This is a genomic window from Pseudophaeobacter sp. C1-32P7 (assembly GCF_041008775.1).
In the GTDB taxonomy this organism is placed as follows: domain Bacteria; phylum Pseudomonadota; class Alphaproteobacteria; order Rhodobacterales; family Rhodobacteraceae; genus Phycobacter; species Phycobacter gallaeciensis_A.
Map to the genome: position 1 here is coordinate 1 of NZ_JAXGFR010000012.1, position 13,772 is coordinate 13,772.

General features: G+C 60.1%; 12 protein-coding genes. 4 read left to right on the forward strand and 8 right to left on the reverse strand.

All coding sequences use genetic code 11. From position 1 onward, the window contains the following. Window positions 1-411: 411 nt before the first annotated feature. The 4 genes from SM763_RS16430 to SM763_RS16445 are packed head-to-tail and all read left to right on the forward strand — an operon-like array spanning window position 412 to window position 5,634. The gene (locus SM763_RS16430; protein WP_368999200.1) at window positions 412-1,971 is read left to right on the forward strand and encodes an ABC transporter substrate-binding protein; all 1,560 of its coding nucleotides are present in this window, start codon (window positions 412-414) and stop codon (window positions 1,969-1,971) included. Window positions 1,972-2,021: 50 nt separating this feature from the next. Continuing rightward, the gene (locus tag SM763_RS16435) at window positions 2,022-2,990 is read left to right on the forward strand and encodes an ABC transporter permease (RefSeq protein WP_368999201.1); all 969 of its coding nucleotides are present in this window, start codon (window positions 2,022-2,024) and stop codon (window positions 2,988-2,990) included. Continuing rightward, on the forward strand, window positions 2,990-3,925 hold the full coding sequence (locus SM763_RS16440) for an ABC transporter permease (RefSeq protein WP_065270315.1): 936 nt from the start codon (window positions 2,990-2,992) through the stop codon (window positions 3,923-3,925). The genes SM763_RS16435 and SM763_RS16440 overlap by 1 nt, the downstream gene beginning before the upstream one ends. Further along, window positions 3,922-5,634 carry a dipeptide ABC transporter ATP-binding protein gene (locus SM763_RS16445; RefSeq protein WP_065270316.1) on the forward strand — a complete coding sequence of 571 codons (1,713 nt, stop codon included), beginning with the start codon at window positions 3,922-3,924 and terminating at the stop codon, window positions 5,632-5,634. The genes SM763_RS16440 and SM763_RS16445 overlap by 4 nt, the downstream gene beginning before the upstream one ends. Window positions 5,635-5,681: 47 nt before the next feature. Here the strand turns inward: SM763_RS16445 and SM763_RS16450 are convergent, their stop codons facing one another. The 8 genes from SM763_RS16450 to SM763_RS16485 form a co-directional block, all read right to left on the reverse strand. Continuing rightward, entirely contained in the window at window positions 5,682-6,902 is a 1,221-nt protein-coding gene (locus tag SM763_RS16450) for a cysteine desulfurase (RefSeq protein ID WP_368999202.1), read from the reverse strand. Next, window positions 6,895-7,479, reverse strand: coding sequence for a YIP1 family protein (locus SM763_RS16455; protein ID WP_274829302.1), 585 nt, complete (start codon window positions 7,477-7,479; stop codon window positions 6,895-6,897). The genes SM763_RS16450 and SM763_RS16455 overlap by 8 nt, the downstream gene beginning before the upstream one ends. Beyond that, entirely contained in the window at window positions 7,476-7,961 is a 486-nt protein-coding gene (locus SM763_RS16460; protein WP_274829301.1) for a YIP1 family protein, read from the reverse strand. The genes SM763_RS16455 and SM763_RS16460 overlap by 4 nt, the downstream gene beginning before the upstream one ends. Then, the gene (locus SM763_RS16465; RefSeq protein ID WP_368999203.1) at window positions 7,961-9,241 is read right to left on the reverse strand and encodes a SufB/SufD family protein; all 1,281 of its coding nucleotides are present in this window, start codon (window positions 9,239-9,241) and stop codon (window positions 7,961-7,963) included. The genes SM763_RS16460 and SM763_RS16465 overlap by 1 nt, the downstream gene beginning before the upstream one ends. Continuing rightward, window positions 9,242-9,997: a Fe-S cluster assembly ATPase SufC gene (sufC, locus tag SM763_RS16470; RefSeq protein WP_274834176.1), complete on the reverse strand. Its 756-nt coding sequence runs from the start codon at window positions 9,995-9,997 to the stop codon at window positions 9,242-9,244. Window positions 9,998-10,011: 14 nt separating this feature from the next. Beyond that, on the reverse strand, window positions 10,012-10,890 hold the full coding sequence (locus SM763_RS16475) for a polysaccharide pyruvyl transferase family protein (RefSeq protein ID WP_368999204.1): 879 nt from the start codon (window positions 10,888-10,890) through the stop codon (window positions 10,012-10,014). Window positions 10,891-11,143: 253 nt separating this feature from the next. Then, window positions 11,144-12,664 carry a Fe-S cluster assembly protein SufB gene (gene sufB / locus SM763_RS16480; RefSeq protein WP_274834179.1) on the reverse strand — a complete coding sequence of 507 codons (1,521 nt, stop codon included), beginning with the start codon at window positions 12,662-12,664 and terminating at the stop codon, window positions 11,144-11,146. A 15-nt stretch (window positions 12,665-12,679) separates the two neighbouring features. After that, window positions 12,680-13,723: a cysteine desulfurase family protein gene (locus SM763_RS16485; protein ID WP_368999205.1), complete on the reverse strand. Its 1,044-nt coding sequence runs from the start codon at window positions 13,721-13,723 to the stop codon at window positions 12,680-12,682. Window positions 13,724-13,772: the final 49 nt, after the last annotated feature.

Genomic DNA, 13,772 nt, shown 5'->3' on the forward strand with positions numbered 1-13,772 from the left:
CCCAGAGATTTGAGAAACGAATTTGTAGCGCACATTGCGAAACGCACTCCCCATCATGAGATGGAGATCACATCGCAGCCGAAGCCATTAGCAGCAATGTGGGGTTGAGACGGCGCTTACTTTCCGGGCGTCGATCACGCACGAATGCTGCGCCTCAACACCTTGCAACCTCAGCTTAAGTATGGACAGCATGCCTCTGTATTCACTCAACAATAAACCGCTCAATGTTTGAGCTCTCCCGCCTCAACCTAGCCGCGTTGGGCCCAAAACACGCAACAGGCTTGATCGGTGAAGCATTAGCCGCCAACATGATCCGAAATGCATTCCAAAAGGAGAATACCGCTACGTATGACAGTTTGAGCTCACCGCCGGGACAGGTCGGGAGTTCGGTAATGCAACAGGGAGATCAAAATGAAATTCACAAGACTAGTTACCGTCTCGCTTCTGGCGATGACGGCGGCAAGCCCCGCGCTGGCCGAGAATGTCCTGCGTTGGACAAGCCAGGGCGACGCTCTGACCATGGACCCCCATTCGCAAAACGAAGGCCCCACAATCGCGATGAACGGGCAGATCTATGAATCGCTCGTTACCCGCGATGCAGACCTTACCCTGCAACCTGAACTCGCCGAAAGCTGGGAAGCCGGGTCCGACGGCTGGACCTTCAAGCTGCGCAAGGGAGTGAAGTTCCATGATGGCGCGGATTTTACCGCCGAAGACGTGGTGTTTTCCTTCGAACGCGCCAACCACGAGGCCTCCGACTACAAAGAGCAGGCCAAAAACGTAACCTCGGTCGAGGTGATCGACGATTACACCGTCAAACTGATGACCGATGGCCCGAACCCGATCCTGCCGAACCAGTTGACCTCGATCTATATGATGGACAAGGGCTGGTCAGAGGCGAACAACGTCACCGCCCCGCAGGATTTCAAGGCCAAAGAAGAGACCTATGCGGTGCGCAATGCCAATGGCACCGGCCCGTTTTCGCTGGTCAGCCGCGCCCCGGATGAGCTGACAGTGCTGGAGCGCAACGCCGCCTGGTGGGGCAATGACATGTTCCCCGGCAATATCGACAAGATCGAATATCGCCCGATTTCCAATGCCGCGACTCGCGTTGCTGCGCTGCTGTCGGGTGAGGTCGACTTCGTGCTGGATCCGCCCTTGCAGGATCTCAAGCGTATCGAGGCCGCCGATGGGCTCGGCGTCAAAACCGTGGCCCAGATCCGCTCGATCTTCTTCGGCATGGATCAGGGCGTCGACAAGCTGCGCAGCTCGGATGTGGATGGAAATCCGTTCAAGAACAAGCGGGTACGCGAAGCCTTTAACCTGGCCATCGACAAGGCCGCGATCCAGCGCGTCGTCATGGAAGGCCTGTCCTTCCCGACCGGTATGATCACCCCGCCGGGTGTTCTGGGCAATACGCCGGACAACGACGCTTCCTACGGCTTTGATCCGGAAAAAGCGAAATCCCTGCTAACCGAGGCTGGCTATCCCGATGGCTTCTCGATCCAGCTGGACTGCCCCAACAACCGCTATAACAACGACGAGAAGATCTGCCAGGCGGCCGTGGCGATGCTGGCCAAGATTGGCGTAAAGGTGAACCTCGACGCGATTCCGAAGGCGCAGCACTTCCCCAAGATCCAAAAACGGGAATCGGATTTCTACATGCTGGGCTGGGGTGTTCCGACGCTCGACAGCCACTATGTCTTTTCCTACCTGCTGGATGGCGAAGGGTCCTGGAACGCGACCGGCTATGACAACGCTCGGGTGAACGAGATCACTGATGCGATCACCACCGAGATCGACATCGACAAGCGCACCGCGCTGATCGATGAGGCCTGGGATTTGGTGAAGGCCGACATTCCCTATGTGCCGATCCACCACCAGGTTCTGGCATGGGGCATCTCGGACAAGGTCGATATCGCGATCGCGGCGGATGATGCCTTCCGCCCCCGTTTCGCGGTCATGAAGTAAATTGAGTCACGGGGCGGGCCTGGCGTCCGCCCCTATGCTCCGGGGGCTCAATGACATTCTTTATCCTCAAACGGCTGGCGCAGTCCTTGCTTGTCATGGCTGTCGTCTCGGCCATCAGTTTTTGCCTGTTCAACTTCGTCGGCGATCCGGTCAACAATATGGTCGGACAGGATGCCACGCGCGAACAGCGGATCGAAATCCGTCAGAAACTGGGGCTCGATGACCCCATCCTGACGCAATACACTCGCTTCATGGGGAATATCCTCAGCGGCGATTTCGGGCTCAGTTACCGGATCAAGCGCCCCGTGGATGAGTTGATCCTGGAGCGGTTACCCGCGACGCTAGAGCTGGTTTTTGTCAGTGCGATCATAGCCTTGGCGGTTGGAATTACACTGGGTGTCTATACCGGTATCCGGCGCAAATCCTGGGTCAGCCGGGTCATCCTGTCGACATCGCTGATCGGGGTCAGTCTGCCAACCTTCATCATTGGCATCGCGCTGATCTATGTCTTTGCCGTGCATCTGCGCTGGCTGCCGTCCTCGGGGCGCAGCGGTACAGTGGACCTTGGCTGGTGGAAGACATCACTGCTGACCAGCGATGGCTGGCGCGCCATCGTCCTGCCCGCGATTACCCTGTCGCTGTTTCAGCTGACGTTGATCCTGCGTCTGGTGCGGGCCGAGATGATGGAGGTCATGCGCACCGATTTCATCAAGTTCGCCCGCGCCCGTGGCCTGTCTGAACGGGCGGTGAACTTTCGTCACGCGCTGCGCAACACGCTGGTTCCGGTGATCACCATCATCGGCCTAAATATCGGCGGGCTGATCGCCTTTTCGGTGATCACGGAAACCGTGTTTCAGTGGCCCGGTACCGGCCTGATGTTCATCCAGGCTGTCGATTTCGTCGATGTGCCGATCATGGCAGCTTACCTTGTCTTCGTGGCGCTGCTGTTCGTCCTGATTAATCTGATCGTCGACATTCTATATTTCGTCGTCGATCCACGTATCCGTCTGGGGTCCTGATGAGCCTTCCAACCGATCGCCCGGCCACCCGCTGGGAGCGTTTCAAGGACAATGACATCGTCTGGTCCTTTTTCCATTCACCGGGGGCGGTGATTGCCGCCGTGATCACGGTTCTGATGATCCTGGCCTGCGTTTTTGCCCCTGTTCTCGCACCATTTGATCCCTTTGATCCGGCGCAAATCTCGCTTTGGGATGGCAAGCTGCCCCCCGCCTGGGCCGAAGGCGGGCAACCGCAATACCTGCTGGGCACTGACAACCAAGGCCGCGACATGCTGTCGACGATCCTTTACGGTGGGCGCCTGTCGATCATCGTGGGGCTGGCTGCGGTCTGCCTTGGCATGGTGTTGGGCGTCACGCTGGGGGTGATTTCCGGCTACGTCGGCGGCGTCACCGATGCAGTGATCATGCGCATCGCCGATGTGCAGCTGACCATCCCGGGCATTCTGCTGGCGATCCTGATCAACGGCATCGGCCGTGCCGTACTGCCGCTGGAGCTGCGCGACGAATTCGCCATCTACGTGGTGATTATCGCCATTGGCCTGACCGACTGGCCGCAATTCGCCCGCGTCGCCCGCGGCGCCACATTGGTCGAGGCGAACAAGGAATACGTTCAGGCGGCGCGCATCATCGGCCTGCCCCGCTGGCTGATCATGATCCGTCACATCTTTCCCAACACCCTGCGCCCGGTTCTGGTGATCGCGACCATTGGCCTTGCCCTAGCGATCATTTCCGAGGCGACCCTGTCTTTCCTCGGTCAGGGCATCCCGCCCACCACGCCATCGCTTGGCACCCTGATCCGGGTTGGCAACGAATACCTCTTCTCCGGTCTGTGGTGGATCACCTTCTTTCCCGCAATCGCTCTGGTCGTTCTGGTTTTCGCAGTGAACCTGCTTGGCGACTGGATGCGTGATGCCCTCAATCCGAAACTAAGATGACTGAACTTTTGAAAATCGAAGGACTCGATGTCGAGTTCCCCACCCGCCGCGGCACGGTCAAGGCGGCGCGCAATGTGTCGCTGACCGTGAAGCCGGGCGAAGTCGTCGGTCTGGTCGGGGAATCCGGCGCCGGTAAATCCACCATTGGCAATGCCATCATCGACCTCTTGGAGGCGCCGGGGCGCGTTGCAGGCGGCTCGATCCTGTTTCAGGGAGAAGAGCTGCGTGGGCGCGACGAGGACGAGATGCGCCGGATCCGGGGCGACCGGATCGGGATGATCTTCCAGGATCCGCAAACCTCGCTCAATCCCCTGATGACCATCGGCGCGCAGCTGGTTGAAACGATTGAAAAAACCACGGGATTGAAGGATGCCAAGGCCGAAGCCCGTGCGGTGGAACTGCTGGAACAGGTCGGCATCACCGAGGCCAAGGCACGGCTGCGCGCCTATCCGCACCAGTTCTCGGGCGGCATGCGTCAGCGGGTGGTCATTGCCCTTGCCCTTGCCGGCGATCCCGATCTGATCATCGCGGATGAGCCGACAACCGCGCTTGATGTCTCGATCCAGGCGCAGATCCTTGATCTGCTGAAACGGCTTTGCCGGGAGCGCAATCTGGGCGTCATCATCGTAACCCATGACATTGGTGTCATTGCCAATATCGCCGATCGGGTCGTGGTGATGTACCGCGGCGAAGTGGTGGAGACCGGTGATGTCGCGCAGATCCTTGGCGCCCCCAATCACGAGTACACCCGGTCCCTGATCGCCGCTGTTCCGCGCGCCGACCGCAAGCTGGAGCGGTTCACCTCGGTCGATTACATCGAGGGTGACACCAAACCCTTTAGCCGGATCGACATTCAGAACCACTGGCTGGGACAGGCCCGCAGTGACCGTCAGGAAAGCGCCGCCGTGGAGGTGCAAAACCTCAACCTGTCTTTCGTGCTGCAAAAATCGCTGTTCAAACGGAACCGGCGCATGCTGAGGGCCGTGAATGAGGCGACATTCTCGGTTGCCGAAGGGGAAACCTTTGGCATCGTTGGGGAATCCGGCTCAGGAAAGTCAACCATTGCGCGGCTGATCGCGGGGCTTTATCGCCCGGATTCCGGTGCCATTCGGGTGCTGGGCCAAGATGTCAGCTCGCGCCCCAACAGCGCCCCGGCGCAGCAGGCCCGCCGGGCGCTGCAAATGATATTCCAGGACCCCTATTCCTCGCTCAATGCGCGGATGCGGGTGTTCGATATTGTGGCCGAGCCAATCCGTTATCACCGGATGACCGACAATGAAAAGGAAACCCGCAGGGTCGTTGGCGATCTTCTGGATCATGTCGGGCTGGGCGCCGCCGCCGGGCTGCGCTATCCACATGAGTTTTCCGGCGGTCAGCGGCAGCGTATATCAATCGCCCGGGCGCTGGCCTCACGACCACGGATCCTGATCTGTGATGAGCCGACCTCAGCGCTGGACGTCTCGGTGCAGGCAACAATCCTGAACCTTCTCAAAGACTTGCAAGAGGAACTCGGCCTGACGATGATTTTCATCAGCCATGACCTGCCGGTGATCCGCCAGATGTGCGACAGGATTGCGGTGATGCGGAACGGCCAGATCTGCGAAATCGCGGAGGCAGAAACTTTGTTCGAAGCCCCCGCGCATGAGTATTCGCGTCATTTGCTAGATCTGATGCCCCGCATGGATCTGCTGGGCGGCGCGACGGCATAGGGTGGCCAACATTCCCGGACCTTCCTTCAGGCCCGGGAATGCAATTTTTAAGAGAACAATTCGTGCGCCAGTTCCAGCGCATCGACCAGCGTGTCGACCTCTTCCCTTGTGTTATACATCCCAAAGGAGGCACGGCAGGTCGCCGCCACACCAAGGTGATCCATCAGCGGCGCCGCGCAATGCTGCCCGGCACGGACAGCGACGCCCTTCTTGTCGAGAATGGTCGAAATGTCATGGGGATGCGCGGCATTGTTCATGGTTAAGCTAAAGATCGCCGCCTTGCCCGGTGCTTGCCCCTGAACACTGATCCAGTTGAGACCGTTCAGGCGTTCGGAGGCATAATTGCACAGATCGCGTTCATGGGCGGCGATGTTCTCCATGCCGATACCCATCATGTATTCCAGCGCAACACCCAACCCGATGGTCTGCACGATACCCGGCGTGCCGGCCTCGAACTTCATCGGTGGATCGTTATAGGTGACCGTATCGCGCGTGACTTCGCGGATCATGTCACCCCCACCAATAAAGGGACGCATTTCCGCCATCCGTTCGGGGCGGATATAGATTGCCCCAGACCCCGACGGACCATAAAGCTTGTGTCCGGTGATGGCATAGAAATCGCAGCCGATATCCTGCACATCGACTGGCATGTGCACGGCGCCTTGCGACCCGTCCACCAAAACCGGAACGCCTTTGGCGCGGGCGCCTTCGGTCACCGCCTTTACATCCACCACGGTCCCCAACACGTTCGAACATTGGGTGATGGCAACCAGTTTGGTTTTCGGACCGATGGCATCGATCACCGCCTGCGGATCAAGGCTGCCGTCGGGCGCGGTATCCACCCATTTCAGAACGGCGCCTTGCCGTTCGCGCAGGAAATGCCAGGGCACGATATTGGCGTGATGCTCCATCACCGACAGAACGATCTCGTCCCCCGGCTCGAACCGCGGCATGGCCCAGCTGTATGCCACCAGGTTGATCCCTTCGGTGGTGCCGGAGTTCAGCACGATTGTGTTCTCATCACCTGCGTTCAGGAACCGGGAAATGACACCCCGCACGGATTCATACTTCTCGGTCGCCAGGTTAGACAGGAAGTGCAAGCCTCTGTGAACATTGGCGTATTCTTCCGAGTAAGCCCGTGTAATCGCATCGATCACCACCTGCGGCTTCTGCGCCGAGGCACCGTTGTCCAGATAGGTTAACGGCTTGCCGTTCACATGCCGGGACAGGATCGGGAAATCGGATCGGATCGTGTTGACGTCATACATAAGCGGGCAGTCCCAGTTTGGCTGGGCCAAGAAGACCCAAAACGAATGTCAGAGTAAAGAGGGCCAGAAGGCTCGCCATCACCAGCACGCCAAAGGCGCGCCACAGGGAATTGAACCTATGCGCCTCGTTCACGAAATGCAGGAGCACGTAAATCAAAAACACGTTAACCAGCAGGCTCAGCAACGCGCCGATACCGGCGGAGAGCAGCGTCACCACGATCACCACGGCCTGAATGCCAACACGGACCAGTTGCAGCCAGATCATCACCGGAAGAACTTGGGCAAAGCCACCCTGCCCACCGATCAGTCGACCACAAAAGGTCACCGCCACGGAAAAGACCACGAGAAGCCCGGCAGAAAGCCCCACCAGCGCTGTCGGTGATAGGTTCAGAAACGCCAGTTCCTGCGCCACCGGAAACAGCCACAGCATCAGCGCATGGGTCAGCGCGTTCAGCACGGCCACCAGCAACAGACCTGTCCAGACCGCCTCTCCCCGCCACTGCTGGGCAAGAACGATCTCGGCCGCCTTGGCCGGGCTGCGCAGGGTCAGCAGTGCAAGGTTCAAGAACGGGTTCATGTGCGGGTCCAATAGGCTTCGATCATGCCGGACAGCCAGAACCACAACACGACTGCCAGCCACAAAATACCAACACTGTTGAGCGCCGGACCCGGGCCGATGAACCCGGCAACCAATCCGTTCAGCAGCAAGAGCGGGCTGGAGGCCAGAAGCGTCCAGAACAGGACCAGACGAGAGCGATAAGCCTCACCCTGCCCGCCCAGCATACGCGCCAGAAGATGCAGCACGAAAGACATGGCATAAAGCGCCAGTGGCGCCATGAAGACCAGTCCCAGAAGTGCGCCGCCCAGCAGCATGTTCAACTCTTGCCCCGTCAGATGCGCCTCACGCGCAAGCCGGGGCATCTGCGCCACGAACGCCATGGCGCAGCCAAACATCACAAAGACCAACAACCGGTCTTCGCGGTGGCCCATAGACAGGAGCCGCGCAATTACACGGCGCGGCCCCCGGTATGTGGCAACAATGTCAGTTGTCACAGCCATCAGCGGCGCCGCGACAACCAGCCTTCGAGACGCGCGACGATTGCCTCGGCGATCGTGTCGTCCTCGATTTCGTCGACGGCCTCGGCCAGGAACGCAAGCGTCAACAGGTCGGTCGCATCACCTTCCGGCACCCCACGCGAACGCAGATAGAACAGCGCATCCTCGTCAATCGCGCCAGACGTGGAACCGTGCGAGCAGGCCACGTCATCGGCGTAGATCTCCAGCTCGGGCTTGGCGAGGAACTGGCTGTCGTCATCCAGCAGCAGCGATTGGCTGATCTGGTAGCCATCGGTTTTCTGCGCACCTTCCTTGACCAGGATCTTGCCCTGGAACACACCGGTTGCCCCGTTGCGCAGAACCTTCTTGAAGACCTGACGGCTTTCGCAATTCACCGCGTCGTGGGTGATGAACACGGTGTCATCGTGATGGAAGTCGCCATCACCGGCGCAGGCGCCCGCGATATGCGCAATCGCATCGTCGCCGGTCAGCTCGATCACCGCCTCGTTACGGGTCAGCACGCCGTTGACGGTGAGGGTAAAGGCCTTGAGCTGCGATTCCGTGCCGAGCCGCGCAAACAGATGCGTGGCCGCGCGGCGTTCGTGATCACGGCCCTGCGAACGCACCAGATGCAGCTTGCCGGTGTCGGCAATGTCAATCTCCATGCATTTGTTGAACCGCGCCGCCGCCGGACCGTTTTCCAGGATCGTGGCTTCGGCGCCCGCGTCCACAAGAATGACGTGGTGCAGGATTGCATCCGAACCGGTCTCGGTGTGGCGATAGACCATGTTGATCGGCTTGGAAGGTGTGCCGGTCACGTGGATCGCCAGACCATCCTGGGCAAAGGCCGTATTCAGCGCCGCAAGCGGACGGGCAACCGGGGATTGGCCGCGTGCCTCAAGAACACCGTACAAGTCTTTGGCCCAATGGATATCTTTTCCACAGATATCGGCGATCCGGTCGATTTGAACGCCTTCGAGCGCCAGATCATCTGAGGCCTCGGCGTCAAAGACGCCATCGACAAAGACCACCTTCAGGCTGTCGAATTCATCGAACATCGGCGGCTCGCCCGCGTCAAAGACGGCGGCAGGCGTCACCTCGGCCGAGGTCAGCGTCTCGGGCCGGGTGTATTTCCAGTACTCATCGCGGCGACCGGGCAGACCCAGCGTTTGCACGCGGGACAGCGCAGCGCGGCGGGCCGGTCCCAGGCAGCCGCCCTCGGGCAGCGTCAGCGCGGCGAGCCGCGCATCCGTAGCTGTTTGTTTTACCTCGGGAAGCGCCATTTACGCCACCTCTGCCAGGATGTCGGCATAACCGTTGTTTTCTACCTCAAGCGCCAGCTCGGGGCCGCCGGTTTTGATGATGCGGCCATTGGCCATGATGTGCACCACATCCGGTTTGATGTGATCCAGCAGGCGCTGGTAGTGGGTGATCACCAGGAAGCCACGGCCTTCGTCACGCAGCGCGTTGACGCCATCGGCCACCAACTTCATCGCGTCGACGTCGAGCCCGGAGTCAGTTTCATCGAGAATGCACATCTTGGGGCCCAGCATCGCCATCTGCAGGATCTCGTTGCGCTTCTTCTCACCGCCGGAGAAACCGACGTTGACCGGACGTTTCAGCATGTCGGCGTCGATCTTCAGATCCTTCGCCTTGGCGCGGACTTCTTTCAGGAAATCAGCAGCGGAGAGTTCGTCCTCGCCGCGCGCTTTGCGCTGCGCGTTCACGGCGGTGCGCAGGAAGGTCATGTTGCCGACGCCGGGAATTTCGACCGGATACTGGAACGCCAGGAACAGGCCAGCTGCCGCGCGCTCTTCCGGCTCCAGATCCAGCAGATCTTCACCCTCAAGCGTCGCCGATCCGCCCGTTACCTCATAGCCGTCCTTGCCGGACAGAACATAGGACAGGGTCGATTTACCCGACCCGTTAGGTCCCATGATCGCGTGTACCTTGCCGGCTTCGACCGTCAGGTCCACACCTTTGAGGATCTGCTTATCCTCTTCTTCAAGTTTGACTTGCAGGTTTTTGATTTCCAGCATGATTTCCTCGTTTCTTATCCTGAGTGCACGGCCGTGGCCGCGCCTGAATTCGTTTTCTTTGTCGGATCCGCCGCCAGAGCCTGCTGGCTCCGCAACGCGGCGGGAAATGTGTCATAAAGCGCAGCCTGAGCCGCAGCGATGCCATCGGCATGGGGCAGCGGCCCGTCGTCGTGGTGCAGGCCGCGCGCAAGGCCGGGAATATCTTCCCATGCCTCTGGCGCGATCATCGCCCGCCCGATCGAGGCAGCGTAGTCGTGGTATTTCAGATAACCCTGATCGCCGGGCCAAACCCAGGTAGAGGGCACGCCGTAAGAATCCGCCGTGATCAGCCCATGCAGCGACGACGCAAACACATGGCGGCAGGCGCCGATCTGTTGGCACACCACCTCGGGCTCCCCGCGCGGATCGATCAGATCGAAAGCAGGATCGGAGGCCGCAACGGCCCGGACCATCGGATCGTCGATCTGGCTGTGATGCGGTACCAATCCGATACGGTCGCCCCGCTTCGGCTTGTCGCCAAGCGCATCCGCGATCAGAAGCCCCGGGTCCCCGAACCGGTTGGTCTGCAAGCCGAGCAAGGCCGCCGTTACCGGCCCCCGCAGCAAAGCCACCTGAACATTCTCAAGGAACCCATTGGGAATATGGTGCAAAACACCGCTTCCCCAGATCCACGGCGCGTTGTTTTTCGGTGTGGATTTATCCGAAAAATTCCGGCGTACGATCTGCAGGATCGACCCCACCGCAAACAGATCCGCCTGCGCCGGGCGGCTGTGCTGCACCGCACGTCCCGAGACATGCGCCGTCACGATGCGCGACAGGGGATCACCGAAGTTCGGCGTACCTTTCCACCAGAACAGCCGCAAAGGCCCGTTATGCAAAGGAACAGCAGTCATTTCAGACCATCCCTGCCGCGTTGACGGCGGCGAGAGATCCAGAAACCGACGCACCAAAACGCCAGAGCTCCAACCGCACCCGCTGCATAAACGCCAAGCCCATCAGTGATCCAGCCGCCCACAACGGCGCCCGTGCAAAACCCGGCCAGCAGCACTGCCGCGCTGCCGGTTCCCTGCCGATGGAGACGGTGGTGATCCCACGCGCCCCGAGCCGGTCTGGAAAGGTTTTGATCAGGCGTCCGCCGCATCGGTATCAGCCCACCGAACCTTCAAGGCTGATCGCAACCAGCTGCTGTGCTTCCATGGCGAATTCCATCGGCAGGGCCTGCAGTACGTCCTTGCAGAAGCCGTTCACCACCAGGGCAACCGCCTCTTCTTCGTCCATGCCACGCTGACGGCAGTAGAACAGTTGTTCATCGTCCACTTTGGATGTGGTCGCCTCATGCTCCACCCGCGAGGAATTGTTCTTTACCTCGATGTAGGGAACCGTGTGGGCGCCGCACTTGTCGCCGATCAGCAAGCTGTCACACTGGGTGTAGTTGCGGCTTTCCTTGGCTTTAGGGTGCATAGAGACCAGACCACGATAGGTGTTCTGCGCCTTGCCGGCCGAAATCCCCTTGGACACGATGCGGGATTTTGTGCGCTTGCCCAGGTGCACCATCTTGGTGCCGGTGTCGGCCTGCTGCATGTTGTTGGCGATGGCGATCGAGTAGAACTCGCCTTGGCTGTCGTCGCCGCGCAGGATGCAGGACGGGTATTTCCAGGTCACGGCAGAGCCGGTTTCCACCTGGGTCCACATCACCTTGGCTCGGTCACCGCGGCAATCAGCGCGTTTGGTGACAAAGTTGTAGATGCCGCCCTTGCCGTTTTCGTCACCGGGGTACCAGTTCTGAACGGTGGAATATTTCACCTCGGCGTCTTCTTCGATGATGATCTCGACCACGGCTGCGTGCAGCTGGGCCACGTCACGCTGCGGCGCGGTGCAGCCTTCGAGGTAAGAGACGTAAGAGCCCTTGTCCGCGATGATCAGAGTCCGCTCGAACTGGCCGGTGTTTTCCGCGTTGATGCGGAAATAGGTGGAGAGTTCCATCGGGCAGCGCACGCCCGGCGGCACGTAAACAAAGGAGCCATCCGAAAACACGGCCGAGTTCAGCGTGGCGTAGAAGTTGTCGGACACCGGCACGACCGAGCCGAGGTATTTCTTCACCAACTCTGGGTGGTTCTTGATCGCTTCGGAGATCGAGCAGAAGATGACACCCGCCTCTTCAAGCTCCTTCTGGAAGGTGGTGCCGACCGACACGGAGTCGAACACCGCGTCCACAGCGACCTTGCGGCCTTCGGCAGGTGTATCCTCAGCGCCTTCGACGCCTGCCAGAATCATCTGTTCTTTCAGGGGGATACCAAGCTTTTCGTAAGTGGCGAGCAGCTTGGGGTCGACCTCGTCCAGCGACTTCGGCTTCACTTCCATAGATTTCGGACGGGCGTAGTAATATTGATCCTGGAAATCGATTTCCGGGTAGCTGACCATCGCCCAGTCCGGCTCATCCATCTTTTCCCAGCGTTCAAAGGCGGACAGACGCCATTCGGTCATCCATTCCGGTTCTTCGTTCTTTTCAGAGATCAGGCGCACGATATCGGGGTTCACGCCCTTGGGGGCGTATTCCATCTCGATATCGGTCTCCCAGCCGTATTTATACGTGCTGACCTCGGCCACCGCATCCACGGTTTCCTGGTCTACACCTTCCTTGACTTGCGTCTGGTCCAAAGCGGCCATGATCATCTCCTGCACTCACGCCGCGCGGGCGCGATGTTTCTTTTGTTTCTTCAGCCACGCTTCGGCAAAGCGCAGCACATCTTCTTCTGTTGTCTCCAGCCCGAGCGAAACCCGAACGGCGCCCTGGGCGGTTATCTCATCGTATCCCATCGCAGTCAGAACCGCGCTGGCCCGGACCTTGCCGCTGGAGCAGGCGCTGCCCGCGCTAATGGCGAAACCGTCAAGGTCCATTTGCATGACCTGCGTTTCGCCTTTCCAGCCCGGAGTGGCGAAACAAGTGGTGTTGGGCAGGCGGGGCGACTCTTTCCCGACAAAAATAGTTTCCGGGGCGTCGACCGCAAGGGCATTTTCTAGAATATTTCTAAGTTCGGCGACGCGATCCCAGCCCCCATCGGCTAGATCCCGGGCCGCCGCCGTGGCAGCAGCCGCAAAACCGGCGATCCCAATCACGTTCTCGGTGCCCGAGCGGCGGCCCATTTCCTGTCCGCCGCCCTTGATCTGCGCCGCCAGATCGGTGCCGCGCTTCAGCACCAGCGCGCCGCAGCCCTTGGGGCCGCCCAGCTTATGCGCCGAAATCAGCGCCATCTCGGCGCCGAGCCAGTTAAAGGCCACCGGCAGCTTGCCAAAGGCCTGTGTCGCGTCCGTCACCGCAAGCCCCTGCGGCAGGTTCTGCACCACGCCGGTTTCCGAATTGGCCAACTGCAACGTCGAGCCAGCCGGGTCGGGCACCTCGACGATACCATGCTGGGACACCGAAAGATCCTCGTTAGTCCAGGCCCTTACAGCATCGTGTTCAACCGGGGCGCCGTGCAGACCCCGCCCAGACAAAGCCAGCGCTGCGCTCTCGGTGGCGCTGGAGGTAAAGACAATATCGGCCCCGTCTGCGCCAAAGGCCTCCGCGATCTGCGCGCGGCTGCGTTCGATCAGGGATTTCGCCGCGCGCCCTTCGGCATGCACTGACGACGGGTTGCCGCACAGGTCCATCGCCGCAATCATCGCATCGCGCGCCTCTGCCCGCACGGGCGTGGTGGCATTGTGATCCAGATAAACGCGTTTCATAGACTCATGTTTTCCAATCTGAGGGCACTTGCACCGTCCCTGCCTCTAG

Excerpts from the sequence above, each read along its gene's own strand:
- SM763_RS16430 (WP_368999200.1), top strand. The coding sequence starts at position 412 with ATGAAATTCACAAGACTAGTTACCGTCTCGCTTCTGGCGATGACGGCG.
- SM763_RS16435 (WP_368999201.1), top strand. The coding sequence starts at position 2,022 with ATGACATTCTTTATCCTCAAACGGCTGGCGCAGTCCTTGCTTGTCATG.
- SM763_RS16440 (WP_065270315.1), top strand. The coding sequence starts at position 2,990 with ATGAGCCTTCCAACCGATCGCCCGGCCACCCGCTGGGAGCGTTTCAAG.
- SM763_RS16445 (WP_065270316.1), top strand. The coding sequence starts at position 3,922 with ATGACTGAACTTTTGAAAATCGAAGGACTCGATGTCGAGTTCCCCACC.
- SM763_RS16450 (WP_368999202.1), bottom strand. The coding sequence starts at position 6,902 with ATGTATGACGTCAACACGATCCGATCCGATTTCCCGATCCTGTCCCGG.
- SM763_RS16455 (WP_274829302.1), bottom strand. The coding sequence starts at position 7,479 with ATGAACCCGTTCTTGAACCTTGCACTGCTGACCCTGCGCAGCCCGGCC.
- SM763_RS16460 (WP_274829301.1), bottom strand. The coding sequence starts at position 7,961 with ATGGCTGTGACAACTGACATTGTTGCCACATACCGGGGGCCGCGCCGT.
- SM763_RS16465 (WP_368999203.1), bottom strand. The coding sequence starts at position 9,241 with ATGGCGCTTCCCGAGGTAAAACAAACAGCTACGGATGCGCGGCTCGCC.
- sufC (WP_274834176.1), bottom strand. The coding sequence starts at position 9,997 with ATGCTGGAAATCAAAAACCTGCAAGTCAAACTTGAAGAAGAGGATAAG.
- SM763_RS16475 (WP_368999204.1), bottom strand. The coding sequence starts at position 10,890 with ATGACTGCTGTTCCTTTGCATAACGGGCCTTTGCGGCTGTTCTGGTGG.
- sufB (WP_274834179.1), bottom strand. The coding sequence starts at position 12,664 with ATGGCCGCTTTGGACCAGACGCAAGTCAAGGAAGGTGTAGACCAGGAA.
- SM763_RS16485 (WP_368999205.1), bottom strand. The coding sequence starts at position 13,723 with ATGAAACGCGTTTATCTGGATCACAATGCCACCACGCCCGTGCGGGCA.